This window comes from Pseudopedobacter saltans DSM 12145 (assembly GCF_000190735.1).
Lineage (GTDB): Bacteria > Bacteroidota > Bacteroidia > Sphingobacteriales > Sphingobacteriaceae > Pseudopedobacter > Pseudopedobacter saltans.
The window spans coordinates 351,949-377,196 of sequence record NC_015177.1; the positions used below are offsets into that span (position 1 = coordinate 351,949).

Annotated in this window: 13 protein-coding genes; 10 read left to right on the top strand and 3 right to left on the bottom strand. The window is 36.0% G+C overall.

What is annotated here, in order from left to right:
- Positions 1-813 carry a signal peptidase I gene (gene lepB, locus PEDSA_RS01480; protein ID WP_013631379.1) on the bottom strand — a complete coding sequence of 271 codons (813 nt, stop codon included), beginning with the start codon at positions 811-813 and terminating at the stop codon, positions 1-3.
- Positions 804-2,756, bottom strand: a complete 1,953-nt coding sequence (locus tag PEDSA_RS01485; protein WP_013631380.1) for a transglutaminase domain-containing protein — start codon at positions 2,754-2,756, stop codon at positions 804-806. The genes lepB and PEDSA_RS01485 overlap by 10 nt, the downstream gene beginning before the upstream one ends.
- 381 nt (positions 2,757-3,137) lie before the next feature.
- On the opposite strand from PEDSA_RS01485, the gene PEDSA_RS01490 reads away from it, so the two are divergent.
- The 7 genes from PEDSA_RS01490 to PEDSA_RS01520 all read left to right on the top strand — a co-directional run bounded on the left by PEDSA_RS01490 (position 3,138) and on the right by PEDSA_RS01520 (position 18,078).
- On the top strand, positions 3,138-3,551 hold the full coding sequence (locus PEDSA_RS01490) for a putative signal transducing protein (RefSeq protein ID WP_013631381.1): 414 nt from the start codon (positions 3,138-3,140) through the stop codon (positions 3,549-3,551).
- 130 nt (positions 3,552-3,681) lie between these two features.
- Positions 3,682-4,989: an L-fucose:H+ symporter permease gene (gene fucP, locus PEDSA_RS01495; protein WP_013631382.1), complete on the top strand. Its 1,308-nt coding sequence runs from the start codon at positions 3,682-3,684 to the stop codon at positions 4,987-4,989.
- A 149-nt stretch (positions 4,990-5,138) separates the two neighbouring features.
- Complete coding sequence (locus tag PEDSA_RS01500; RefSeq protein ID WP_013631383.1) at positions 5,139-7,901, top strand: alpha-d-galacturonidase; 2,763 nt, start codon at positions 5,139-5,141, stop codon at positions 7,899-7,901.
- Between the two features lie 144 nt (positions 7,902-8,045).
- Positions 8,046-9,590: an MGH1-like glycoside hydrolase domain-containing protein gene (locus tag PEDSA_RS01505; RefSeq protein ID WP_041536932.1), complete on the top strand. Its 1,545-nt coding sequence runs from the start codon at positions 8,046-8,048 to the stop codon at positions 9,588-9,590.
- Between the two features lie 201 nt (positions 9,591-9,791).
- Positions 9,792-11,372 (top strand): glycoside hydrolase family 28 protein, encoded by a 1,581-nt coding sequence (locus tag PEDSA_RS01510; RefSeq protein ID WP_013631384.1) that lies wholly within the window; start codon positions 9,792-9,794, stop codon positions 11,370-11,372.
- A gap of 1 nt (position 11,373) precedes the next feature.
- Complete coding sequence (locus PEDSA_RS01515; RefSeq protein WP_013631385.1) at positions 11,374-14,190, top strand: glycoside hydrolase family 95 protein; 2,817 nt, start codon at positions 11,374-11,376, stop codon at positions 14,188-14,190.
- Between the two features lie 375 nt (positions 14,191-14,565).
- Positions 14,566-18,078: a malectin domain-containing carbohydrate-binding protein gene (locus PEDSA_RS01520; RefSeq protein WP_013631386.1), complete on the top strand. Its 3,513-nt coding sequence runs from the start codon at positions 14,566-14,568 to the stop codon at positions 18,076-18,078.
- A 185-nt stretch (positions 18,079-18,263) separates the two neighbouring features.
- On the opposite strand, the gene PEDSA_RS01525 is transcribed toward PEDSA_RS01520, so the two are convergent.
- Positions 18,264-19,139: an AraC family transcriptional regulator gene (locus tag PEDSA_RS01525; protein ID WP_013631387.1), complete on the bottom strand. Its 876-nt coding sequence runs from the start codon at positions 19,137-19,139 to the stop codon at positions 18,264-18,266.
- 155 nt (positions 19,140-19,294) lie between these two features.
- On the opposite strand from PEDSA_RS01525, the gene PEDSA_RS01530 reads away from it, so the two are divergent.
- The 3 genes from PEDSA_RS01530 to PEDSA_RS01540 all read left to right on the top strand — a co-directional run bounded on the left by PEDSA_RS01530 (position 19,295) and on the right by PEDSA_RS01540 (position 25,118).
- The gene (locus PEDSA_RS01530; RefSeq protein WP_013631388.1) at positions 19,295-19,972 is read left to right on the top strand and encodes a DUF3826 domain-containing protein; all 678 of its coding nucleotides are present in this window, start codon (positions 19,295-19,297) and stop codon (positions 19,970-19,972) included.
- Between the two features lie 257 nt (positions 19,973-20,229).
- Complete coding sequence (locus tag PEDSA_RS01535) at positions 20,230-23,316, top strand: SusC/RagA family TonB-linked outer membrane protein (protein WP_013631389.1); 3,087 nt, start codon at positions 20,230-20,232, stop codon at positions 23,314-23,316.
- Positions 23,317-23,327: 11 nt separating this feature from the next.
- Positions 23,328-25,118 (top strand): RagB/SusD family nutrient uptake outer membrane protein, encoded by a 1,791-nt coding sequence (locus PEDSA_RS01540; protein ID WP_013631390.1) that lies wholly within the window; start codon positions 23,328-23,330, stop codon positions 25,116-25,118.
- Positions 25,119-25,248: the final 130 nt, after the last annotated feature.

Below are 25,248 nucleotides of genomic sequence, written 5' to 3' on the forward strand. Positions count from 1 at the left end.
TTAATAAATCTTTTTAAATAAATCATAGAAGCGTACGGAAGATGAATTTTTATTCTGTCTTGATGAGAAGACTTTTAATATAGCTTTACCGATAATATCTTCTTCAGGAAGAAATCCCCAAAATCTGGAATCCGTAGAATGCCACCTATTATCGCCTAATGTGAAATAATAGTTACGTTTAAATCGGTAAGAGGAAGCTATTTTTCCATTGATTAATATATGATCATTGAAAATTTTTATGTTATTTCCTTCATGTTTTTCAATGACGGTTTTGTACGCTCTGATATTTATGGGAGAGATACCTATCTCCATGTTTCTTTTAGGAATAATTACCGGGCCATAATTTGCTTTGTCTTTTGACCTGAAATATTGCGGAAGATTTTTGGGGAATTTCAGATGATATATTATTGGAACGTTAGAGGAAGGTTTTTTTGCTTTTTCTAATAGGCCTGATATATAAGGGGTGTTGTTTACGATTAAAAGAGTATCTCCCGGCAGGCCTATACATCTTTTTATCCAGATTTCTGAGTTTGCCTGAGGATGATTAAAAACAATGATATCATTTCTTTTTACTGGAGAAATTCCGGGGACTTTCAGATTGAAGAATCTAGTTCCATAATGTATCTTACTAACTACGATACCATCACCGGGATATAAGGTTTTTTGCATAGATATAGAGGGTATCATATAAAACTGAAAAATGAAAGTTTTGCAAAACAGGGAAGTAAGTATTGCTGCAAAAATTATTAATGCCAGATTTTTTATAAAAAAAAAGGATTTGTTTCCATTAAAAAATGCTTTTACTACCACCATATTTGTTTTCCATTTTCGAATGTGAAAGTACGTTCTTCTTTGCCACCAGATAAATTGCGGAGAATATAAAGGCCTTTTGAAGGAACTTCTTTAAATACAATTTTTTGATCTGTAGCTATCTGTTTTCCCATAGACGCCCAATGATCCTTATTCCAGTAAAAAAGCTCATATAGATTACCTATAATGATGAAGTTTGTGTCACTTCGGGGAGCATATTTAATTCTATTTATTTTTTTAGGCTTCCCAAAATCAAGCCCCGCCCAGGAGTAAGATAAGCTATCCTTGTTTCCTAAAAAGAAGGTTTCTAGTTTGCCATCAAAAGCATCCTGATAAGAATCACCTATTTCAGCCGGTATTTCGGGAAAACCGATAGCTTTTCCTTTTACTTTAGTTGAGCTGGAATTGGTATAAAACTCTAGTTCAGCAAGATTAGCAGCAGCTTTGGGAGGAACATATCTCACGTAACGAAATGGCTTGGTGTTTTTCAGAGAAACTTCTTCAAATTTAATAGGAACAGATTTGATAGTATATAGTGTTATCGCATCACTGAAATCAGGTCTATTTGAACCCTGAATCTTTCCATCAAGCAAACTTTTTGCATTATTGTCGTTCGATGGGTAACTGGGATTCTTACGTAACAAAAGCATTTCCTGTTTTTTATCCTTCAATAGAGATATATAAGTTATTTTTCCATTTTTATGAAGAATAAAAGGATCTGTAGCAGGATAATAGTTTCCCGAGTCATAATACATGACCAGATAAACCAGGTTGGCTCCCATATTGTTGAAATAAGCCTTGTTGTTTTCTATTTCGCCATAATATTGAGCTGCCCATTTTTTGCGATCAAATGTGCATATAACAGCATACTTTTTTTGTTTGTTAAAAGAATAAGTTAAAGGGATACTCAAATTAAAAGTTTGAGTATATTCTTTGGTTACGTCAATTCTCTGACTAAGATAGTTAAGTAAATTATTAGGTAAATCACTCTGATTGACTTCAAGAGGTTGGATGGCGAATGTTTTTCTGTAAACTTTGCAGAAACGATAGGGATATTTATTTAACCCTCCAAAATTAGAGGCAGCGGCATCGAAGGGGAAATTTTTCCCGTTTTCCATGAGCACAGTATTCCAATGATGTCCTCGGTCGAGATCTCCCCATAAAGGAGATTCATCTATTCCGACAGGGATGCCATTGGCTCTCATTACCATTGCTGTATAATAAACGAGATGCCTGCAAGCACCTCTTCCAGCTTTTTCCATTTGATAAACATCCATGTCATAAGGATAGGCCCTTACAATACGATTGAGAGATATACTGTCTTTAAGTACAAAATTGAGTTTGGAGGCAAGTTCATGACGATTTTTAAACTTTACAGTGTCTCTGAAAGGTTGAAATTTTTTATATAAAAAGTCACGCCAGGGTTGGAGATTTTCAGAACCAATTCGATAAGGCAAGAGGTATTCACAGAACTGTTCAAATCTCAAATCCTTATTCCAGAAAGAGGTCTTCCAAAGTTTATATGACAGGTCGATATTGTTAATAAGATATTGGGCACTAATATTCTTATAGTCAGTTTTAATATCTGATTTTAATTTTGAATTCCAGTTATATGCTTTGCTTAACGAATCCCATTTTTGCTTAACGATTGGAGCTAGAGTGGGAATTACTTTATATTCCTTTTTTAACGAATCGAGTATATTAAAAAGAGGATCATATTTTTTTACATCAGGTCCGTCCAGGCTGAATCTGTAGGCCATATTCTCTATTAAGAAATATGCAGCTTTTAGTTTCTCATCATTTTTTTCCCGTTTGTAATGTTCTATCACTTTTTCGAGTTCACTGCGATTCTTTTCGGATGCTTCTAAAATGATATCAATATTTTTTGGAGTTTGTGAGCATGAAAAGCAAAAAACGGGTAGAACAAAAAATAAGATTTTTTTCATTATTAATCAGTTTATAACCTTACGCCATTGAAACTTCCTGTTAAATAGGATTGAAAGTTTTTCTAAAGATAAATTTATTCAATGCGAAAATTCTGCACTCATATTAGGTGATTTGTCTCCATTCTTTAAACATCTAGAATATATCACTAAACGAAAGAAGAACGAAGGATGAAATTATCTTAAGGATTCTCTAAAAATGAAAATATGTTGTTGAAAATAGAGCCCCAAACAACACCTGTAGATACTGGGGGAACTAAGATTTGAAAGTAAGATAAAAAGTATAAAACTAATCGCTTTTTCAGTTTATAGCACTTAGCTTTTTTTACAAGTAGATATTTACTATTTTTAGTAAATGGTGTATCGTTAAATCACCAATAAGACATGGAATTAATAACAGTAAAAGTATTTGATAATTCAATTGAAGCCCATATTCTGAAATCAAGGCTAGAAAGTGAAGGGATAGATTGTTTTATCTTTGATGATCATATGGTGTCTTTAAATCCATTGTATAACGTTACTCTCGGCGGAATTAAATTGAAAGTTGGAGGAAGTGATGTTGAACGGGCAAATACTATTATTGAGCAAGTTGATAATGTGAAATCCTTAGATGACAATGGCAAAATCATCAAATGTCCAAATTGTGATTCTACAGATTTGTATACTGGATATAAATCCATGAGAGGTACAAAAGGAGTACTTTCTGCAATTGTTTCATTCCTGTTTATGGTATTTCCGATTTATTATAAAACGGTATATAAATGTAAAACATGTGGTGAAGAGTTTAAAAGAGAATAAGATTAAGAATAGCTTTTTTCTTCTTTCAAGCTAATATGCTATAGTAGAATGTAAATATAAGATAATAAAAAGATGGGCCGTTCAGATATTTTTGTTTATAGTATATTTGGTGATCCAATTATTAAAACGTATGTCAATTATTACAGAATCTCAGAATTCCCCAATAGTGAACGAAACAGGAGCAGCTTCGAAGACTAAATATTTAATACCGTTTATTTTAGTAACAACTTTATTTTTCCTTTGGGGGATGGCCCATAATCTGGATTCCATTCTTATTCCCCATTTGAAAAAAGCTTGTCAATTGAATAATCGTCAGTCTACTTTAATAGATACAGCGGTTTTTATGGCTTATTTTCTAATGGCCTTACCGGCAGGTATGATCTTGAAGAAATGGGGATATAAAAACAGTTTACTTTTAGGTTTATTGATATTTTCCGCTGGCGCTTTCTTGTTTGTACCTGCAGCAAATACCAGAGCTTATGAGTTGTTTTTGATTGCTCTATTTATTATAGGTTGTGGTTTAACCCTATTAGAAACAGCAGCAAATCCGTATGCTGCGGTTTTGGGGCCAAAGGAAACTTCGACTTTCCGATTGAATCTGGCAGCGTCTTTTAATGGTTTAGCTGCAATGGTAGCTCCTATTGTTGGCGCCTTATTCATTCTCTCAGGACAAGAACATACTGCTGATGAATTGGCCGCTATGTCAGAGGTAGATAGATTGGCTTATCTGAATTTTGAAGCTGGTTCAGTAAAAATGCCGTATATAATATTGGGGACATTTTTGTTAGTAGTTGCTTTGTTATTCTATTTTATCAAATTCCCGGAGGTAAAAGTAGAAGACGACAACCAGGGAGAAAAAAGAAGCCTGTGGGCGGCCCTAAAGCACAAACATTTAAGCTGGGCAGTAGTATCTCAGTTTTTTTATGTGGGCGCTCAGGTTTGTGTAACCAGTTTCTTTATCAGAATGGCACAGCAAGGAGCAAATTTTGATGAAAGAACTGCGGGCTATTGGTTAGGGGTTTACGGACTATTGTTTATGGGAGGCAGATTTGTTGGAACTTTCCTGATGAGAATCTTTAAACCAAATGTGTTACTCGCCATTTTTGCTGTTTGCGCAGCTTTACTAAGTATAGTTGCTATAACAGGTGAAGGTGTAATTGTGATTTACGCTTTAGGCGGATTAGGGTTCTTTATGTCTATTATGTTTCCTACAATTTTTGCTTTGGGGATTACAGATTTAGGAGAAGAAACTAAAGCAGGCTCATCCTGGTTAATTATGTCTATCGTAGGTGGCGCAATTCTACCTTATATTATGGGAACTATAATCGATTTAAATCATGATAATATTCAAATCGGTTATTTTATTCCGTTTGTATGTTATTTAATCATCCTGTACTTTGCGCTGATAGGGCATAAAGTAAGAAATAAAGTCGCTTAGTTTTATTTAACAGGAACGGCAACATCGTATAATCCTTAGAAAACTTCTTATAACATTTAAGCGTGTCAAAATATTAGCTTTGGGTTATTTTAGATTATCATCTTTGTAAATGGATGATAATCTAAGAATAACTCGAAACTATTAGAAAGATGCGTATCCTTAGCTATTTGTTATTTTTGTTTTTATTATCAATTTTTAGCATAAACTCTTCCTTTGCTAAAAACGAGAATAAAGTCAATATCATTGTAGAATCAAAAGAACCCAGAATACTTTTTGGTGCCGAAAAAGTAATTGCTGCATTAAAAGGTGTTGGTATAGAAGCAAGTCTGGCTTCCAATAATAAAATCAGCGCTAAGCAAAAAAATATAGTAGTAGCAACACAAGCTACTTTATCTTCCGCTATAAAAAAGCAAATTCAAATAGAAAAATATCCTACAGCAAAAGAAAGCTTTGCAATAGCTTCATTCGGTAAAAACAATAGCTTATTACTAGGGGCAGATGCATCAGGTGCTTTATATGCTTGTTTGGAATTAGCTGATAAGATAAAAGAAACTAAGAAAATTCCAGCATCGTTCCAGCTATATGATGCTCCGGAAATGGTATTGCGGGGTACGGCAATTGGTATTCAAAAACCTGAATATTTGCCAGGTAGGGATGTTTATGAATATCCCTATACTCCTGAATCTTTTCCGTGGTTTTATGATAAACAACATTGGATAGATTATTTGGATATGTTGGTGGAGAACAGGTATAATTCATTGTATCTGTGGAATGGACATCCATTTTCGTCATTGGTAAAGCTGAAAGATTATCCTTATGCTTTAGAAGTTGACGAAGCCACATTTAGAAAAAACGAAGAGGTTTTTAAATTTCTAACTGAGGAAGCGGACAAACGTGGAATCTGGGTAATCCAGATGTTTTACAATATCCTAATTCCTAAACCTTTTGCAGAAAAGCATGGATTGAAAACTCAGGATAGAAATCGTCCAATAATTCCTTTAATTGCAGATTATACCCAAAAATCTATCGCTGCTTTTGTAGAAAAATATCCAAATGTAGGATTATTAATTACGTTGGGTGAAGCGATGGAAGGAGTTGGGCAAGATGATATTGATTGGTTTACAAAAACCATTATTCCCGGGGTGAAAAATGGTTTAAAAGCTTTAGGCACTCAAACCGAACCGCCAATTGTGTTAAGGGCTCATGATACTGATGCTCCTGCGGTAATGAAGGCTGCATTGCCATTGTATAAAAACCTATATACTATGGCTAAGTTTAATGGCGAAGCCTTAACGGTTCCGGAACCGAGAGGGAAATGGGCAGACCTACATCGTACGTTGAGTAGAATTGGAACAGTGCACATAGAAAACGTACATATTCTAGCTAATCTTGAGCCATTTAGATACAGTTCTCCGGACTTTATACAAAGATCTGTTAAAGGAATGCACCATGTTTTGGAAGCAAATGGTCTGCATCTGTATCCGCAAGCATCTTACTGGGACTGGCCCTATACTGCAGATAAAGCCCCTAAACGTTTGATGCAAATAGATAGAGATTGGATGTGGTACAAGGCTTGGGCAAGATATGCCTGGAAAGCAGATAGGAACTCTACAGAGGATTTTAACTTCTGGTCTAAGGAGCTTTCGGATAAATTTGGAACAAATGCAGATGCTAATAAATATTTTGTAGAAGCTTATAATCAGGCGGGAGAAATCTCACCGAAGATTTTGAGAAGATTCGGCATTACTGATGGAAATCGCCAAACTTCGACTTTAGGAATGTTGATGACCCAATTTATCAATCCGTTCCGGTATGGCTTGTTTACTTTGATGTATGAATCAGAAGCGCCCGAAGGGGAGATGATCATCGATTATGCTGAGAAGGAATGGAAAGGTGAGAAACATGTGGGTGAAACTCCAATGCAAATCGCAGAGGAAATTGTTGCACATGGAAAAAAGGCCGTTGCAGCAATTGAAAAAGTAGCACCTTATGTAACCAAAAATCAGGAAGAATTTAATCGTATTAAAAACGATATGTATATCCATTTGGCAATGGCTCAGCATTATTCTGATAAGGTGAAAGCCGCCATTCAGGTATTGAGATTTAAATATTCGAATGATGTTACTGATTTGGAAAAAGCCTTGCCTCTGTTGAAAAGCAGTGTAGCATATTATAAAAATCTGACTTCTTTGACTGAGAACACTTATTTGTATGCGAACAGTATGCAAACCAAACAGCGGAAAATTCCGATGAGGGGAGTAGATAAAACATTTATCCATTGGAAAGAGGTGCTGCCTGTATTTAAAGTGGAATTAGCTAACTTTAAGCATAGTATTGATTCTTTGAAAAATACAAAAAACACAAAGGCTCCTACAGTCAAAGCTTATGACAATGCCAATGTAAAATTGTTGGGTAACTATCAAACTTATATCGTACAACAGAATGCAAAGCCGTTTTCAGATAAGGACGAAAAGATAGAAGCGCTGGCTCCAGAATTAAAAGGTTTAAAAGGAATTGCTTTAAATACGTCAGAACAGCAAAAAAATGGGACTAAACTGGAGTTCAGCAATACAAAACCAGTAACTGTTTTAGTCGGATTTTTTACAGAAAAATCACTGGCATATTCTCCTGCACCTGTTTTAGAGATCGATGCCAGTGCAAATAACTATGGACAGGCAGAAAGCAAAATTTCCAAGGCAGTAATTCTGAAAGGGATGCCAAATGTTAATGTACATGCTTATACTTTTCCAACTGGAAAAAATACCTTAACACTAGCAAAAGGGAAGGCTTTGGTTTTAGGATTTGTTGATGGAAATCAGAATATTAAAATCTATGATGCAGCGTTAGATGGTAGTGGTAAAGATATCGATTGGTTGTTTGGCGAATATAAGCCAACAGATGTTAAATTGTAGGAAGATTGAGGTCAGAGGTCCGAAGTCGGTAGAAGTATTAAGTAGTTAGTATCAGGTATAAAGATTTTAAATATAAGGAAAAGAACGTTTTGGACAGTCGATAGCTTCGGACACCGGTCTTTTGACTTATTAAACATTAAAAAAATGGGTTTATCAAAATATATTTTAGCTTGTACGCTGTGTGTTTCTCAGCTGTCCGTATTTGCACAAAGCGATTTACTGGATAAAAAACTAAGAAACTATGTGAAGGAATTCAATGCCAATGATAACGAAGCAGTTATCAATAAAATATCCAATGCACAATCGGCAGACTGGATGGCGGCAAATGTTCCTTTGCTGGACTGTCCTGATAAAGAAATTGAGGAGAAATACTATTTCCGTTGGTGGTCTTATCGGAAGCATATTAAGGACACTCCGGAAGGCACTATTGTCACCGAATTTATAGAGCCTGTAAAACATGCGGCGAAATACAATGCTATCAGCTGTGCGTTGGGACATCACCTATATGAAGGTCGTTGGATTAAAAACAACGATTTCTTAAAGGAATATGTGAACTTCTGGTTATACAAAGCCGATGTCGGAGAAAAAAAGCCAAGATTTCATCAGTTTTCGAGCTGGCTGGACGATGCACTTTTGGCTTATTACAAAGTAAATCCGGATAAGGAATATATTAAAAGCATTATTGCAGATCTGGACAAAGATTTCCAAAAGTGGGAGCAAGATAGAAAACTGGCCAATGGTCTATTTTGGCAACATGATGTGAAGGATGGAATGGAGGAATCTGTTTCAGGCTCTCGGGTTGACAAAAATATGCGTCCAACTATTAACGCCTATATGTATGCCAATGCTGTTGCTTTAAGTACGTTTGCTGATATTTTAGGCGATCAGGCTTTGAAAGCCAAATATCAGGCTAAAGCAGAAGAGATCAGAAAGCTGACTATTAACGAGCTTTGGGATAAAGACGAGAAATTCTTCAAAACAAAAGTCGAAAAGACGAACCAGTTACATGAAGCTCGGGAGGCAATAGGTTTTGTTCCCTGGTATTTTAATTTGCCCCTGGATCAAAAAGAGTATGCACAAGCATGGGACCAGTTGTTAGATACCGCAGGTTTTAAAGCTAAATGGGGATTGACTACGGCAGAACGTAGAGAACCAACTTTTAGAACCAGAGGTTCTGGACATGGTTGCGAGTGGGATGGCGCAATATGGCCTTTTGCAACAACACAGACTTTAAGAGGTTTGGCGAATTTGTTGACAAACTATAAACATCACGCAAAAGTGGATAAGAATGTTTTTTATAATGAATTGCATAAATATGCTTGGTCGCAACAAATGTACGGTAAACCATATATTGGCGAATATCAGGATGAGAGTAATGGAGAGTGGTTGAAAGGTGATCATCCGCGTAGTAAATTCTATAACCATTCTGCATTTATGGATCATGTGATTCAGGATTTAATAGGATTCAAACCGCGTTTAGATGCTGCTTTTGATATAAATCCACTTATCCCTAACGGGAAATGGGATTACTTCTGTCTGGATAATTTGACTTATCAAGGCAAGCAAGTGAAAATCCTTTGGGATAAAACAGGTAAGCATTATCAACAAGGAAAAGGATTTAAAGTATTTGTAGATGGCAAATTGGTAGCTAAGAAATCGTCTATTAAACCGTTGAGTGTGAAATTGTAGTTAGTTAGTTAGTTAGTTAGTTAGTTAGTTAGTTAGTTAGTTAGTTAGTTAGTTAGTTAGTTAGTTAGTTAGTTGTCATCCCGAGCGCAGTCGAGGGATCTGTTACATCAATAGTTTACAAACTTCTCCACTTTTTTCAATTAGTCGAAATAGCGGGAGTTTTTAAATATAATATCGAATATAAAATCTAACCTTAATCTTATGAAGGTATCTAAACTTAAGTCTCTTTTATTACTGATCGCGCTCTTTTTTAGCACAAGTACTTTTGCGCAGCAATATTTTAACGTTACTAAATACGGAGCTAAAAATGACAGCTCCAGGCTGGCAACAGACGCTATAAAAAAAGCCATTGATGCGGCAGCGAAAGTTGGTGGCGGGACGGTTTATTTTCCTGCCGGAAAATATCTGACTGGTCCTATACATTTAAAAAGCAATATCACTATTTTTATAGATGCTGGTGCAGAACTGCATTTCAGCGATAATTTCGATCATTACTTGCCAATGGTTCCGTCTAGATGGGAAGGTACAGAAGTAATCAATTTTTCACCGTTGTTTTATGCAAAAGACGTAGAAAACATCGCGATTGTTGGTCGTGGTTTAATTGATGGTCATGGTAAAAACTGGTGGAGATTTTCTGAAGTAGAAGTAAAGAAATTAACAGAAGACAGCAAATGGCAAAAAGAATTTAAACGCTTGAATCCGAATGTGTTGGCTCCGGATCTGCCGGGCTGGATTGAAAGAGGTTTTCTACGCCCGCCTTTTATCCAGTTTATGAACTGTAAAAATGTACAGATTAAGGATATCAAGATTCAAAATTCGCCATTCTGGACAATCAACCCGCAATATTGTGATAATGTAACAGTGGATGGAATTACAATAGACAATCCACCTTCTCCAAATACAGACGGTATTAACCCGGAATCATGTCGAAATGTAAGAATTGCAAACTGTCATATTTCAGTTGGAGATGATTGTATTACCATTAAGTCCGGAAAAGACCGTTCTGGAAGAAAAGTAAATATCCCGGCAGAAAATTATACCATTACCAATTGTACCATGTTACGCGGACATGGAGGTGTGGTAATAGGTAGTGAAATGTCTGGAGGCGTTAAAAATATAGCGATTACTAACTGTATTTTTGATGGTACAGATCGTGGAATTAGAATTAAATCAGCAAGAGGTAGAGGTGGTGTTGTGGAAGATATCCGCGTAAGCAATATCATTATGAGAAATATCAGAGATCAGGCGATTGTATTGGACTTACAGTATGCAAAAACCAATCCTGAGCCTATTTCCGAACGAACACCAATTTTCAGAAACATTCACATTAGTGATATTACAGCTTCTACAAACAGAGCTGGTTATCTGAACGGTTTAGAGGAATTACCTATTTCAAATATCAGTTTTAACAATGTCAACATGACTGCGAATACTGGCTTTCTGATTAAGAATTCCAAAGATATCAGCTTCAACAATGTTCAGCTGAATGCTAAAAGCGGAAATATCATCACCACCGAAAATGTATCGAATGTAAATGTAAACGGTGTCAGGACTTTTGAGCCGAAAGCCGGAGCTGCCTTGGTAGAGCTAACTAATACTCAGGGTGTTTATATCCATAATTCTTTTCCTATTGCAGGTACAGACACTTTTGTTTCTGTAAAAGGCGAGCAATCTAAAGATATTGTGATCACAAACAATAATCTGAAAAATGTAGCTAAGGTTTTAGATAAAGCTGCAGATGTGAAAAATGAAATTCAGGTAACCGGAAATATCCAAAAATAAGATGAATAAAACTGCGTTAAAGGCGATTCTAATATGTTTGGGTTTGGGAAGTACTTTCGTCTCTCAAGCTCAGCAATCAAAAAATGTCTTGTGGTATAAACAACCTGCAAAAGAATGGACAGAAGCTTTGCCTATTGGAAATGGTAAAATCGGAGCCATGATTTTTGGAGGTGTGGCACAAGACAGAATCCAGTTTAACGAAGAAACCTTATGGACCGGAAGTCCGCGAAACTATAATAAACCAGATGCTTATAAATATCTCCCGCAGATTAGAACACTTTTGCAGCAAGGTAAGCAGCGCGAAGCTGAAGCTTTGGCTATGCAGGAGTTTATGGGATTGAAAAGCGAAGCAGGAGATAAGGAAGCATGGTTGAAAGAAATAGAGAAAACGAGGCTGAACCCGAAAGGGCCGGCCGCTGCTAGTTTTAATGATAAAGCATGGAAAGGCTTTTACGTACCGACTTATGAAGGCTGGGAAACTTTGGGTTTAGAAGGTCTGGATGGTGCGTTATGGTTTAGAACGCAGTTTACTCTGCCTGCTAATTGGAAAGGTCAGGATTTAATACTGGACTTAAATAAAATCAGACAGGTAGATTATACCTATATAAACGGGCATTTGGTTGGTCATTCAGAAGGGGACGACGTAAAAAGAAATTACACTATTCCGGCTAAATATCTAAAGCCTGGAAAAAATATGGTTGCTGTTCAGGTAATCAATTTTATTGATAAAGGTGGTATTTCAGGATATAAAGATACCACCCAACATATAGGAGTGTTTCCAAAAGGGAAATCTGTAAAAGAAGGAATTTCTTTAAACGGAAACTGGAAGTACTGGGTTCAGGATGATAATCCTCCGGCTCCTGCGGTTTATCAGGCAAGTTATCAGCCTTTTGGTGATATTTATCTGAACTTTAAACATCAGGAATATACAAACTATAAACGCGAACTGGATTTGAATTCCGCTCTGGCTAAAACATCTTATAGCCATAAAGGAACAAATTATACAAGAACGTATTTTGTAAATGCTCCTCAAAATACTTTGGTGATTCATCTGGAAGCTAATCAGCCGAAAAATGTAACTTTTACAGCATCTTTTGATTCTCCGCATTCACAAAAAAGCATTCGTAAAATAGATGATCGCACTATTGCTTTGGATGTAAAAGTTAAATACGGAGCACTGTTTGGCGAAAGTATTCTGCATTTAAAAAATAAGAATGGAAAGATAAGTGTTAAAAATAATCAGCTGGTTGTAGAAGGTGCAGATGAAGCGACTTTAATGCTATTTGCCGCAACTAATTTTGTGAATTTTCACGACGTTTCCGGAAAGCCATCTGTTAAAAATCAACAGACTTTAGCATCTGCTAAAAATCTGGATTATCAGACTTTAAAACAAAACCATCTACAGGATTATACAAGTTTATACAATCGTTTCAGTTTAAGTTTTGGAGGAAATTCCAGAGAGGATTTACCGACAGATGAACGCATTCGGGAATTTTCAAAAACAGCTAATGATCCCGCTTTATTGGCTTTGTATGCTCAATACGGACGCTATTTATTGATCTCATCATCCAGAGCCAATACACAGCCAGCTAATTTGCAGGGTATCTGGAATCATCTGTTGGCGCCTTCATGGGGAAGTAAATACACCACAAATATTAATGTGGAAATGAATTACTGGCTGTCGGAAATGCTGAACCTTTCCGATTTACACCAGCCACTCTTTGGGATGATAGAAGATTTATCCAAAAGTGGAGCCGAAACAGCTAAAAACTATTATAATCTTCCGGGCTGGGTTCTACACCACAATACGGATATCTGGCGCGGAGCTGCACCAATAAATAATTCCAATCATGGAATTTGGCCAACGGGAGGTGCATGGTTAACAACACATCTTTTAGAACATTATGCTTTTACAAAAGACCAAGCTTTTCTGAAAAAGTATTATCCGATTATCAAAAATTCGGTACTATTCTATAAAGACTTTTTAGTTGTAGATCCAATAAGCGGATGTTTGATTAGCACTCCGTCGAACTCGCCTGAGCATGGCGGTTTGGTTGCAGGTCCAACCATGGATCATCAAATCATCAGGGCTTTATTTGATGGTTTTGTAAATGTGAGTGCGGCTTTAGGTTTAGATGAGGATTTGAGAAAGGAAATCCAAACTAAAAAACAACAAATTTTACCAAATAAAATTGGTAAGTATGGGCAGTTACAGGAGTGGATGGTTGATGTAGATGATAGAAACGATAAGCATCGTCACGTTTCTCATTTGTGGGCATTGCATCCTGGAAATGAGATCAATTGGGAAACGACTCCTGATTTATTGGAAGCTACCAAACAAACTTTAAAGTTTAGAGGTGATGATGGAACCGGATGGAGCCTGGCGTGGAAAATCAATTTCTGGGCGAGGTTGAGAGACGGTGAGCATACTTACAAAATGATGCAGATGTTGTTGGCACCGGCTGGAAAAAGTGGTGGATCTTATCCAAATCTGTTTGACGCACATCCGCCTTTTCAAATAGACGGTAACTTTGGTGGAGCGGCGGGCATTGCAGAAATGTTGGTGCAAAGTCATACTTCTTTTATAGAAATTTTACCCGCTTTGCCTCGAGCTTTACAAACTGGCGAAGTTAAAGGGCTGAAAGCAAGAGGTGGTTTTGAGCTGGATTTCTCGTGGTCAAAAGGCAAGTTGCAAAAGTTAACGGTTAAATCTTTGGCAGGAGGAAATTGCCGTTTGAAAGTTGGAACTTTAGAGAAGGACTTTAAAACTGAAAAAGGAAAAGTTTATACTTTTGACGGTGGTTTGCAGAAGTTGTAATATCAAATGAGGGGTAAAGTCTATTCATCGAGAAATTAATATGGACGACGTTACAGTTAGAGATTGCTTCGTTCCTCGCAATGACTTTCGATTTTTGTCATTGCGAGGAACGAAGTAATCTTATTATTAGTGCTTTAATTAAAATATTAATGGTAGTCCCCAATGCTTTCGGGAAATGATTATTGCAAAAGATTTGATATGAAACTTTCCAGGTATCGCCTGGTAAATTGAGTTATAGTCGTTACACTGAATATTATTCGTTTGTTTCTTGATTTAATAGACATATCATATTAAGCCTCGTAACAAACCAGAACAATTAAAAGCGAAGACAATTTAAAGAACATAAGGTTTTTGAATTTTTACTTTATATAGAAAATGAATTTATTGAGAAGCGGATTAACAAGCATATTTTTATTAATTTCTTTTTACTTATCTAATGCAACAGAGATAAGGAAATCCATTTCCTTAAATAATGAGTGGAGAACTGTTGCTGATGATTTTGATAAAGAAAAATACAACGACTTTAATCAGGCATCATTTAATGACAAAGATTGGAAGAAAGTAAACGTTCCGCATAATTGGGATAAATACGCAGGATACAGAAGGCTTTTGCATGGTAACAGACATGGTTATGCCTGGTATAGGAAAACGTTCAAAATAGAAGATCAACCAAACACCAATAAAAAATATTTCCTGTTTTTTGAGGGAGTAGGATCTTACGCCACGGTATGGTTAAACGGTAAACAGGTAGGTTATCATGCCGGTGGCAGAACAACTTTTACTTTGGATATTTCAAAGGAAATTTTGTTGAATAATCAGGAGAATATTTTGGCTGTAAGGGCCGATCATCCGGCCGAGATCAGAGATTTGCCTTGGGTAGATGGTGGATGTTCATCGGAAAGAGGTTTTTCTGAAGGATCACAACCAATGGGTATTTTTCGTCCTGTCCAATTAATCGTAACCAACGATGTAAAGGTTGAGCCTTTTGGTGTGCATATCTGGAACGATGACCAGATTTCTGAAAAAGAAGCCACCTTACATCTGACTACGGAAATTAAAAATTATGGATCGAAATCGAAAAAAGTAACGATCAGGCAGAGCTTTTTAGATGCCAAAGGAAATTCGGTATTTCAACTAAATCATGCACAGAATTTAAAAGGATTACAGCAACTTGTCGTTAAACAACAGTCTCCTAAAATAGCGAATCCTATTTTATGGGATTTGGAAAATCCATATCTGTATACCTTAAAAACCCAGATTTTGGAAAATAATCAGGTGATAGATGAGATAAAAACACCTTACGGAATTAGATGGGTAAGCTGGCCTCTAGGATTGACTCCGAATGGAGGAAAAACCTTTATGCTGAATGGGAAAACTGTATTCCTGAACGGAATTGCAGAGTACGAACATTTAATAGGAAATTCTCACGCATTTTCTGACGAACAGGTTTATTCGAGAGCTTCTCAAATGAAATCAGCAGGTTTTAATTCTTTTAGAGAAGGGCACCAGCCACATAATTTGCGCTACCAGGAATTTTGGGATGCCAATGGCGTTTTATTATGGACCCAGTTATCGGCACATATATGGTTCGATAATCCAGCGTTTAAAAAGAATTTTAAAAGTCTTTTAATAGATTGGGTGAAGGAAAGAAGAAACAGTCCATCAGTTATTTTATGGGGATTACAGAATGAAAGCACTATTCCGGAAGATTTTGCCAGAGAATGTACCGAACTGATCAGAAGTCTGGATCCAACGGCTTCTAAACAGCGTTTAGTAACTACCTGTAACGGTGGAAAAGGAACAGACTGGGACGTTCCGCAAAACTGGACGGGAACTTACGGAGGTTTGCCTGCTGCCTATGGCGAAGATTTGAAACGTCAGGTTTTAGTGGGAGAATATGGTGCGTGGAGAACTTTAGATTTACATTCCGAAGGTCCGCATTTACCAAATGTACAGGATTATAACGAAGACCGTTTTACACATATCATGGAAACCAAGGTGCGTTTGGCTGATTCGGTGAAAAATGAAGTAGCCGGCCATTATTTCTGGTTGTGGACATCTCACGATAATCCGGGACGTGTACAAGGCGGCGAGGGTTTACGCGAGTTGGATAGAGTTGGTCCTGTAAACTATAAAGGTTTATTAACACCCTGGGAAGAACCGACTGATGCATTGTATATGTTTAAAGCAAACTTTGCATCCAAACAAAAGGAACCCATGCTTTATATAGCATCACATACCTGGCCAGAGCGTTGGAACAGTGCCGGGGTAAAGAATAATATCAATATTTATTCAAATTGTGATGAAGTAGCATTGATGAATGATATTGACGGACCGGTTTTAGCCAGACAAAAAAATCCGGGTTTGGGAAAGCATTTCGTATTTAATAACGTGTTTATAAAATACAATGTACTTTATGCGGTTGGCTATGTTGAAGGGAAAGCTGTAGCCAAAGATGTGCTTGTATTAAACAATCTGACGCGATCTCCGAATTTCGAAGCGCTTTATGCTTTTGAGGACAGCGGACTGATTAAACCCACAACAGGTTTGAATTATATCTATAGATATAATTGCGGTGGCGGAGATTATACCGATCAGTTCGGAAATGTATGGCTGGCCGATAGAAGAAAAACAACTTCTAATGCCTATGGATTTTCTTCCTGGACAAATGCTTTTCCGGGAATTCCAACTTTCTTTGCCAGTCAGCGAAGAACTTTCGACCCAATTTCGAATACCAGAGATTGGGGATTATTTCAGGAATTCCGATATGGAAGAGACGAATTGAAATTTGAATTTGAGGTTCCTGATGGAGAATATCAGGTTGAATTGTTTTTTATAGAACCCTGGTTGGGAACAGGTGGTGGTACAGATGCCTCTAAATGGAGACTGTTTGACATTGCTGTAAACGATGAAATAAAAATAAAAAATCTGGATATATGGAAAGAAGCTCGCCATGATCAGGTTTTAAAGAAAGTTATTTCAGCAAAATCGAAAGATGGAAAACTTATGATTCATTTTCCAAATGTCAAAGCCGGACAAGCATTGATTTCGGCTATTGCTATTGCTACCAAAGATCAATCTGTTATTAAGGCAAGATCTGTTTTTAGCGAGTTTGTGGAAGAGAACAATCAGATTGTACTGAAAAAATGGGCAGACATAGGGAACAAGTACAGTGTAGATAGAAGCTTCTCTACGTTAACTCCGGCATTATTTGGAAGTGAATATTTAGTAAATACAGCTATAAAAGAAAATGTCAGCCTAAAACTGAAAGAAAAAACAACGGTTTATCTGGCGATTAAAAAGACTCCTTTTAAGGCTTATGTTCCTCAAGGTTTTGATGACACCAAAGAATCGTTTAAAAACAATATAGGAGAACAGTTTAATGTTTATGTAAAACGGGCAGAAAAAGGTGAAGTACTGAATTTTGAAAAACTTGATTTTCCAAATTATATACTTTTCTTTAATGAAATAAACGGGTTACAACCAGCATACGATTTAAAAACGGCAACCACCTATAAGGCCAATACTTTAAAGCAAGGGGATGGAATTGAAAAAATAGATTTTTTAAAACAAGACAGGCTGATTTTTAGAAAAGATAATGCTGTTATAGAATTTGAGATAAAAGTTGGTGTGGCAGACGTTTATTCGCTGACTTTTAAATATCATAATCCATTTAAAGAAGTTAAAACCGCCAGTGTTGAAGTAGTGACTTTGGACGGAATGGTTTTAATGCCGGCGGAACTCATTCAGTTGGATCCAACGAGAGAAGGAAAGTGGAATTATTTCAATACCAATACCGGAACTATGATCAATGCAGGGACTTACAAAGTTCGTTTAAAAGCTATTGATGCAAAGGATGTTTATGTGGATGGTTTGGATGTTCAGTAGTTTTCGTAGTATCTGGTAGTTAGTATGAAGTAGATGTCCGAAGTCGGGAGACCGAAGTTTAGTTGAATAACCACAAAGTGCGCAAAGTGTACAAAGTGCAGAGTAAAAGAACTTCGTGTACTTTGTGAAAATTTTAGTGTTCTTTGCGGTTTTTCAACATTAGAAACTAAACATTTAAAATTCCATCAGTTTCTATTCAGGTATTTCTTTTTATAATCTAACGGAGTCATTCCGGTAACCTTTTTAAAATGTCTGTAGAAATTAGATACATTGTTGAAACCACATTCGAAACAAATAACTTCCGTAGGGAGTTTATTTTCAACCAATAAGCGACAAGCGTGACTTATGCGTATTTCGATTAAGAAATCGTAATAAGTCTTTTTAGTCATCATTTTAAAATAACGGCAAAAAGATGTAACGCTAAGGTTAGATATATTGGCGATCTCTTCTAATGATATATCCTTTTTGTAATGAGTATGAGTGTAGTTGAATACATTATTAAGACGAATAGTATCCGCTTCGTTGGATTGATGAAAGGCACTTTGGGTTTTTACGATCGTGTCACATTCTTCACTTTTGGCCAACACCTTTAATATTTTTAGTAATACAATTACTCTATCTAAACCATCAGCCTCAACACATTCTCGCATTAGAGTCGCTATTTCCCGGTGAGTTTCACCGTTAATCTTTAAGCCATTTTTAGCTTTCTCATACAGTTTCGGTATAAGATATGCTTCGGGTAAGCTTAAAAATGCTTTACCTAAACAATCTGGTAGGAACTGAATGACTATTGCCTCAATTTCATAATCAGGATTGTTTTGATAATACTCTTCTTTACATCGCCATGCATGAGAAAGATTCTCACCAACTAAAATAATTTCGCCAGGGTAAAAATTGCTGATATTATCACCTATGAATCTTACTCCTTCTCCGCGGATCGTATAGTGTAATTCCAATTCGGCATGATAGTGCCATATGTTTCCGAAGTTCGGCATGATGTCGTGTCTTACAGAAAATGAGCTTTCTAGTTTGACAGGGACTTTTCGGAATAAAGGTTTCATATAAGATTTTTATTAACTGTCTGAATCCAATATAAGATAAGCGACTAATATACAAAAAATATATAATGATAATATAGTATAAATAAAGGGTAATAACTAATAAAAATTCTCTCATTCATTTCAGGAGCTTTGATATAACATATTATTTAAATATTATGAGCCTGTTAATAAAAAGAATATTAAGTGTTATCGTTCTGATTTTTTCTTTACAAGTTGCTTCTGCACAAAAAACAAAAGATCAACAAAATGAAGATTACACAAAAGTTATCACTCAAAGAGCCGGTAAAATTATCGACGATTTAAATATTACAGACTCAGCTAAATACTATAAAGTTAGAACTATCGTTGTTCAGCAATACCGGGATTTAAATACTCACCACGAAGTTAAGGCTCAGAATATTAAACTTATTAAAGAGAAGTACAGTTCGCAAAAAGAGTTAAGAGATTCTAAAGTCAAAGAGTACGAGGATAAGGAGAATAAGAAGCTAAGAAAAATTCATAAACACTACATTGCTAAATTGTCCAGACAAGTTAATGATGGACAGTTAGAGAAAGTGAAAAATGGTATGACCTATGGCGTTTTACCTATTACTATCAAAGCCTACAATGAAATGTTACCCCAACTAACCGAAGAGCAAAAGGCAACAATATTAAAGTATTTGACAGAAGCGAGAGAGCTGGCTATGGATGAACCAGGATCAAAAGAAAAACACCATATGTTTGGAAAATATAAGGGCAAAATTAATAACTATTTATCCGGACAGGGAATTGATATGAATAAGGCGGGTAAAGAGTGGCAAGAGAGGATTAGGGCCAATGCCGGGAAAAAATAAATAAACGATTTCTGTAGCTCTATTCACATATATAGGAGAGTTACAGGAATGTTCTTCAGTCAATTTAAATTGACTTTTTATAGATCAAACGGGGAAGGGAGCTACATAGTCCTGGCGCATAAGGCTATGTGATATCTGTTGGATTGATCTTTTTATTATAAGAATAAGCTAATGCAGTTTCAGATTACTACCTGTTTGGGCAGCTTTTGAACTGTTTGTTATATATAAACAAAACACCAATTGAATTAGAAAGGGTTATGAGGACTTTATTACAAAAATCACGGTTGAAAACGATGCCATTGCTAATGGCGGTTTTTTTGCCAGGTTTGGCCTATGCAGACGGGTCTGCATATGGGTCTGCTAATCTCCGAACGTCTGTTAAAGCTATAAACGGAGTTAAATTTGCAAAAATTACAGGAACAGTTAAGGATAATGCAGGAGTTCCCTTGCCGGGAGTTTTAGTTAAAGTGAAAGGAGGCACACTGTCTGCAGTAACTAATGTAAATGGTGTTTACACTTTAAATCTTCCCGTTGGGAATGAAACATTAGTTTTTAGTTATTTAGGATTTAAAACCAAAGAAGTTTCTGCGTCCGGTCAAACTAATATGACTGTCGTGTTGGAAGAGGAAATTTCAAAATTAGACGAGGTAGTGGTTATTGGTTATGGAACAGTTAAGAAAAAAGATTTAACAGGAGCGGTAGCTTCTGTTAAAGCCGAAGAAATTATGCGTACGCCAACGTCTAACGTTATGGATGCTATGCAAAGTAAGGTTTCTGGTATGGAAGTGATGAAGTCTTCTGGTAGAGCTGGTTCGGGCGTGAATGTTACTGTTAGGGGGCAAAGAAGTCTTTCTGGTAATAGTACACCTTTATATATTATTGATGGTATTCCTGGCGATTTTTCTCAATTGAACCCTAGCGATATAGAAACTATAGATGTGGCTAAAGATGCTTCTGCAACAGCAATTTATGGTTCTGCGGGGGCTAATGGGGTAGTGTTTATTACTACTAAAAAAGGTAAAGAAGGAAAAACTACGGTAGCCTTCGATTCTTATTTTGGATACAATGGTTTTCCTAAATATCCACATGGCTTACAAGGAGATGCTTATATCAATCTAAAACGTGAAGCTTACCGTACTCAAAAAGGCAATTACCCTGAATTTATGAGCGAAATTTTTACCAATCCAGATCATTTAGCAGCTTATGAAGCAGGTAAATGGGTAGATTGGGTAGATTTGGCTTTAAAAGATGGTCTTCAGCAAAATTATAGCTTATCTATAAATGGAGGTACCGAAAAAACTACAGCTTATTTATCTGTAAACTACAATAAGGAAGAAGGATTAGTTGCTAAAGATGATTTTTCTAAATATGCTGTAAGAGGAAATATAGATCATACTATTTCTAAGGCAGTAAAAGTAGGTTCTAATTTACAGTTTACTCATTCTATAAATAACCAAGGAGCACAAAATATTTTTGGTAATGCCTTAACTTATTTGCCTTTAGGAGATGCTTTTAACGAAGATGGAACTGTAAAATACATTCCTGTAAATAGTGTGGTTAACCCATTGTCAGATCAGATTGCCAATCAATACGTAAATAATACATTAAATAATTATTTTGCGGGTAATGGTTTTGTAGATATTAAACCTATAAAAGGCTTATCCTTTAGATCTATTCTAGGGGCTACTTTAGGGTCAGGTAGAACTGGTAAATTTTTTGGTCCACAATCTATCGCTAACGTGGAGGCAGGCTTTTCAGTTCCTGCAGCGGTAATAGACAATAGCAGATATGTGAACTACCGTTGGGAAAATATTTTAGGTTACGAGTTTGATATCAATAACGATCATAAATTTAACATTACAGGAGTAACTTCTTGGGCTAAAAACCAAGCAGAAAGCTCTTTTGCAGGTGGTTCGGGTTTCGATTTAGATTCTTATTCTTTTTATAATTTAAGTGCAGCAACATCTAGACAAACAATCAGATCTTCTTATGTTGGTAGTCAATCTTTATCTTATGTAGCTAGATTAAATTATAATTATAAAGGAAAATATTTAGCTACATTCTCTAACCGTTGGGATGGTGTTTCTCAGTTATCAAAAGGCAGTCAGTGGGATGTGTTTCCTGCAGCAGCTTTGGCGTGGAGAATTAGCGAAGAAAATTTCTTAAAAGATGTTACTGCTATTTCTAACTTAAAATTACGTTTAGGTTATGGAGTTACAGCTAATGCGGGTATTCCTGCTTACTCTGTACAAGGTGGTGGCTTTAATGCTCCTCAGGCGGTAGGTTTTGGAGATAATAAAGCACCGTCATTTATCATTAATCAAGCAATGGCTAATACTGCTCTTGGATGGGAAAAATCTTATACATCTAATTTAGGTGTTGATGCGGAGTTTCTTAAAGGATTAATTAGCTTGTCGGTTGATGCTTATAATACCGATACTAAAGATATTTTATTAAATCGTACCATTCCTGCTTCTCTAGGTGGTTCGTGGGGTTCGCCATTTAAAATGTGGCAAAACCTTGGCGAAACCAATAATAAAGGTTTAGAGATTTTATTAAATACTCGTAATGTTAATCGTAAAGACTTTACATGGTCTACAGCCGTTACTTTTACGACCACAAAAGAGAAAATTACAAAATTACCAGGTGGTAAAGATTTAATTTCTGAAGGTTTCTTTTTAGGGCAACCAGTTGGTTCTTTTTATGATTATAAATATTTGGGGATTTGGCAAGAAAGCGAAGCTGCAGAAGCTGCTTTATACAATTCTAAACCAGGGGGGCTAAAATTAGCTACCGATGGTACATTTAAGCCAGACGGTACCCATACTTACGGTACTAATGATAGACAAGTTTTAGGTTCTCGTGTACCTTCATGGACTGGTGGTTTACAAAATAACTTTATCTATAAAAATTGGGATGTAAGTATTTTTGTAACGGCTCGTTGGGGACAAATGATTGCTAGTAATTTAATCACTAGATACAATCCATTATTAAATACAGGTAATAGCCCAGACGATTTAGACTACTGGACACCAGAAAATCCTGGAGCTTATTTACCTAGACCAGGTTTATATTCTACTACTTCTGGATACATTGGTTTTGATGCGTTAAAATATGTCGATGGTTCTTACTTTAAAATTAGAAATATCACATTAGGTTACAATTTACCACAAAATGTAATTAAGAAAATAGCTATGCAAAAAGTGCGTTTATACACTACAGCTAACAATCCATTTATTTTTTCTAAAAGTAAATTGTTAAAGTATCAAGATCCTGAAGGGAATGGTTCTGATAACTTTCCTTTAACAAAACAATTTGTATTTGGTCTTAACGTAACTTTCTAATTTAGACAACAATGAAAAAGAGAAATATTTTAGCATATATATTAGGGGCAGGAATGTTGTTTAGTTCTTGTTCTTTAGACGAATATAACCCCTCTGGAGTAACAGTAGATAAAATGGCCGAATATAAAGACGGCTATATCAAATTATTAAATAGCTGTTACTTTGATTTATCGCGTTATTTCTACGGCAGAAACTTATTGTTAGTTACCGAAGCTGGAACCGATATTTGGACTGCCGATTTAAACTCTAACAACAACCAAAATTACTTTAAATATGCTTCTGGTGGTGCTATGCCTATAGATATGGCAAAAGACTTTTGGATTGGTGCTTACGATGCTATCAACTATTGTAATATTATAATAAATAGGGCAGACGTTGTAAAAGGTTTCGCTTCTGAAGACGAGAAGAAAACGAGAGTAGCTGAAGCTCATTTTTTAAGAGCTTTATATTATTTCCATTTAGTAGAGCAGTTTGGTGATTGTCCTTTAGCTTTAAGTGAAACTAAAGCTGCCGATTTAAATTCTGTAAAGACTACGGCTTTAGAGATTTATAAAAAAGCTATTTTGCCCGATTTACGTATTGCAGTGCAAAACTTACCAGTGACACCTGTAGAAGTTGGTCGTCCATCTAAAAAGGCAGCTTTGGGTTTATTAGCTAAAGCAGCTTTACAAACTAAAGAATACAATACACAAGAGTTTTTAGAAGAAGCATTGTCTACTGCTAAAAATCTAATTGATAACGCTGGTGCTTATCAAACCGGTTTGTATGGTAGTTTTGTAGATAATTTTAATGCGGCTAATAATAAATCCAATAAAGAAGCTTTATACCAATTAACGTATTCTCCAAATTATGGATCTACAAACGTTTATGACCATAATAAAGATTTTAAACGTTTTTATTCTACACCAACCTATTTTGGTGCAATATCTAATGCCGATGCAGATAAAGCTAAAGTAGGTGGTTGGTCTGGCGGCGATTTTATGCCTTCTAAATATTTATTAGATGTATTTAAAAATGCCGATGGTTCTTTAGACCCTAGATATGCACTGTCTTTTCAAACAGAATGGAAAGCTACAGCTACAAATTACGCATGGAATCAAGATGCTATTACGCAATTTGATAGAGCTGCTAATATTACTGTGGGTACGGTAATTCCTACCGGTGCAAATGGGATTAGATTTGCGCGTTCTGGAGAGGCTGATTACGCAACTACCAATCCAAATAAATTGGCGCAAAACTATTTATGGGTTGATATGAACGACCTTTACGGTGCCGATAATAGAGTGAAAATGAAATACACTAGGGTAAACCGTAATCCAGGAGAAGTAGAGAATCCGTTTTTACGTTTTTATCCTTCTTTAACTAAGTTCAATTCAGGGTCGCTGACCATGTACAATAATAGGGTAGACCGTATTACTAGCGATGCGTATTCTACTGTTATGAGGTTAGGTGAAGTGTATTTAATTGCTGCCGAAGCGGAGTTTTATTTAAGAGGGGCTAATACTGTTGCTGCCGGTTATGTAAATGCTTTGCGTACCAGAGTTGCTGCACAACAAATTAGTGTCGGAGATATTAATCTGCAGTTTTTGTTAGACGAAAGAGCTAGAGAATTATGCGGTGAGTATGGTAGATGGTATGATTTAAAAAGAACTGGTAAATTAACTAAAGCTTACTTAACAGAGAAAAATCCTGATGTTGGTCAATACTTTGTAGATGGAACACATGGAGTAAGACCTATTCCACAGGTACAAATGGATGCCATTAGCAATCCAAACGGATACCAAAATAATGGGTATAATTAATAAAATTTAATAACTTCTTAAAAGGCAGTAGATAAAAAAACTACTGCCTTTTTTATTTGTAAATATCTTGTTATTGTCTGTGATAAAATCCTATAGTATAAAGGGAAAATCCTATAAGAAATAAGCAGGT

Bases quoted from the DNA above. Each gene is read 5' to 3' on its own strand.
- PEDSA_RS01535 (WP_013631389.1), top strand. From the start codon at position 20,230: ATGAGGACTTTATTACAAAAATCACGGTTGAAAACGATGCCATTGCTA.
- PEDSA_RS01525 (WP_013631387.1), bottom strand. From the start codon at position 19,139: ATGAAACCTTTATTCCGAAAAGTCCCTGTCAAACTAGAAAGCTCATTT.
- PEDSA_RS01500 (WP_013631383.1), top strand. From the start codon at position 5,139: ATGCGTATCCTTAGCTATTTGTTATTTTTGTTTTTATTATCAATTTTT.
- PEDSA_RS01510 (WP_013631384.1), top strand. From the start codon at position 9,792: ATGAAGGTATCTAAACTTAAGTCTCTTTTATTACTGATCGCGCTCTTT.
- PEDSA_RS01485 (WP_013631380.1), bottom strand. From the start codon at position 2,756: ATGAAAAAAATCTTATTTTTTGTTCTACCCGTTTTTTGCTTTTCATGC.
- lepB (WP_013631379.1), bottom strand. From the start codon at position 813: ATGGTGGTAGTAAAAGCATTTTTTAATGGAAACAAATCCTTTTTTTTT.
- PEDSA_RS01520 (WP_013631386.1), top strand. From the start codon at position 14,566: ATGAATTTATTGAGAAGCGGATTAACAAGCATATTTTTATTAATTTCT.
- PEDSA_RS01505 (WP_041536932.1), top strand. From the start codon at position 8,046: ATGGGTTTATCAAAATATATTTTAGCTTGTACGCTGTGTGTTTCTCAG.
- PEDSA_RS01515 (WP_013631385.1), top strand. From the start codon at position 11,374: ATGAATAAAACTGCGTTAAAGGCGATTCTAATATGTTTGGGTTTGGGA.
- fucP (WP_013631382.1), top strand. From the start codon at position 3,682: ATGTCAATTATTACAGAATCTCAGAATTCCCCAATAGTGAACGAAACA.
- PEDSA_RS01540 (WP_013631390.1), top strand. From the start codon at position 23,328: ATGAAAAAGAGAAATATTTTAGCATATATATTAGGGGCAGGAATGTTG.
- PEDSA_RS01530 (WP_013631388.1), top strand. From the start codon at position 19,295: ATGAGCCTGTTAATAAAAAGAATATTAAGTGTTATCGTTCTGATTTTT.
- PEDSA_RS01490 (WP_013631381.1), top strand. From the start codon at position 3,138: ATGGAATTAATAACAGTAAAAGTATTTGATAATTCAATTGAAGCCCAT.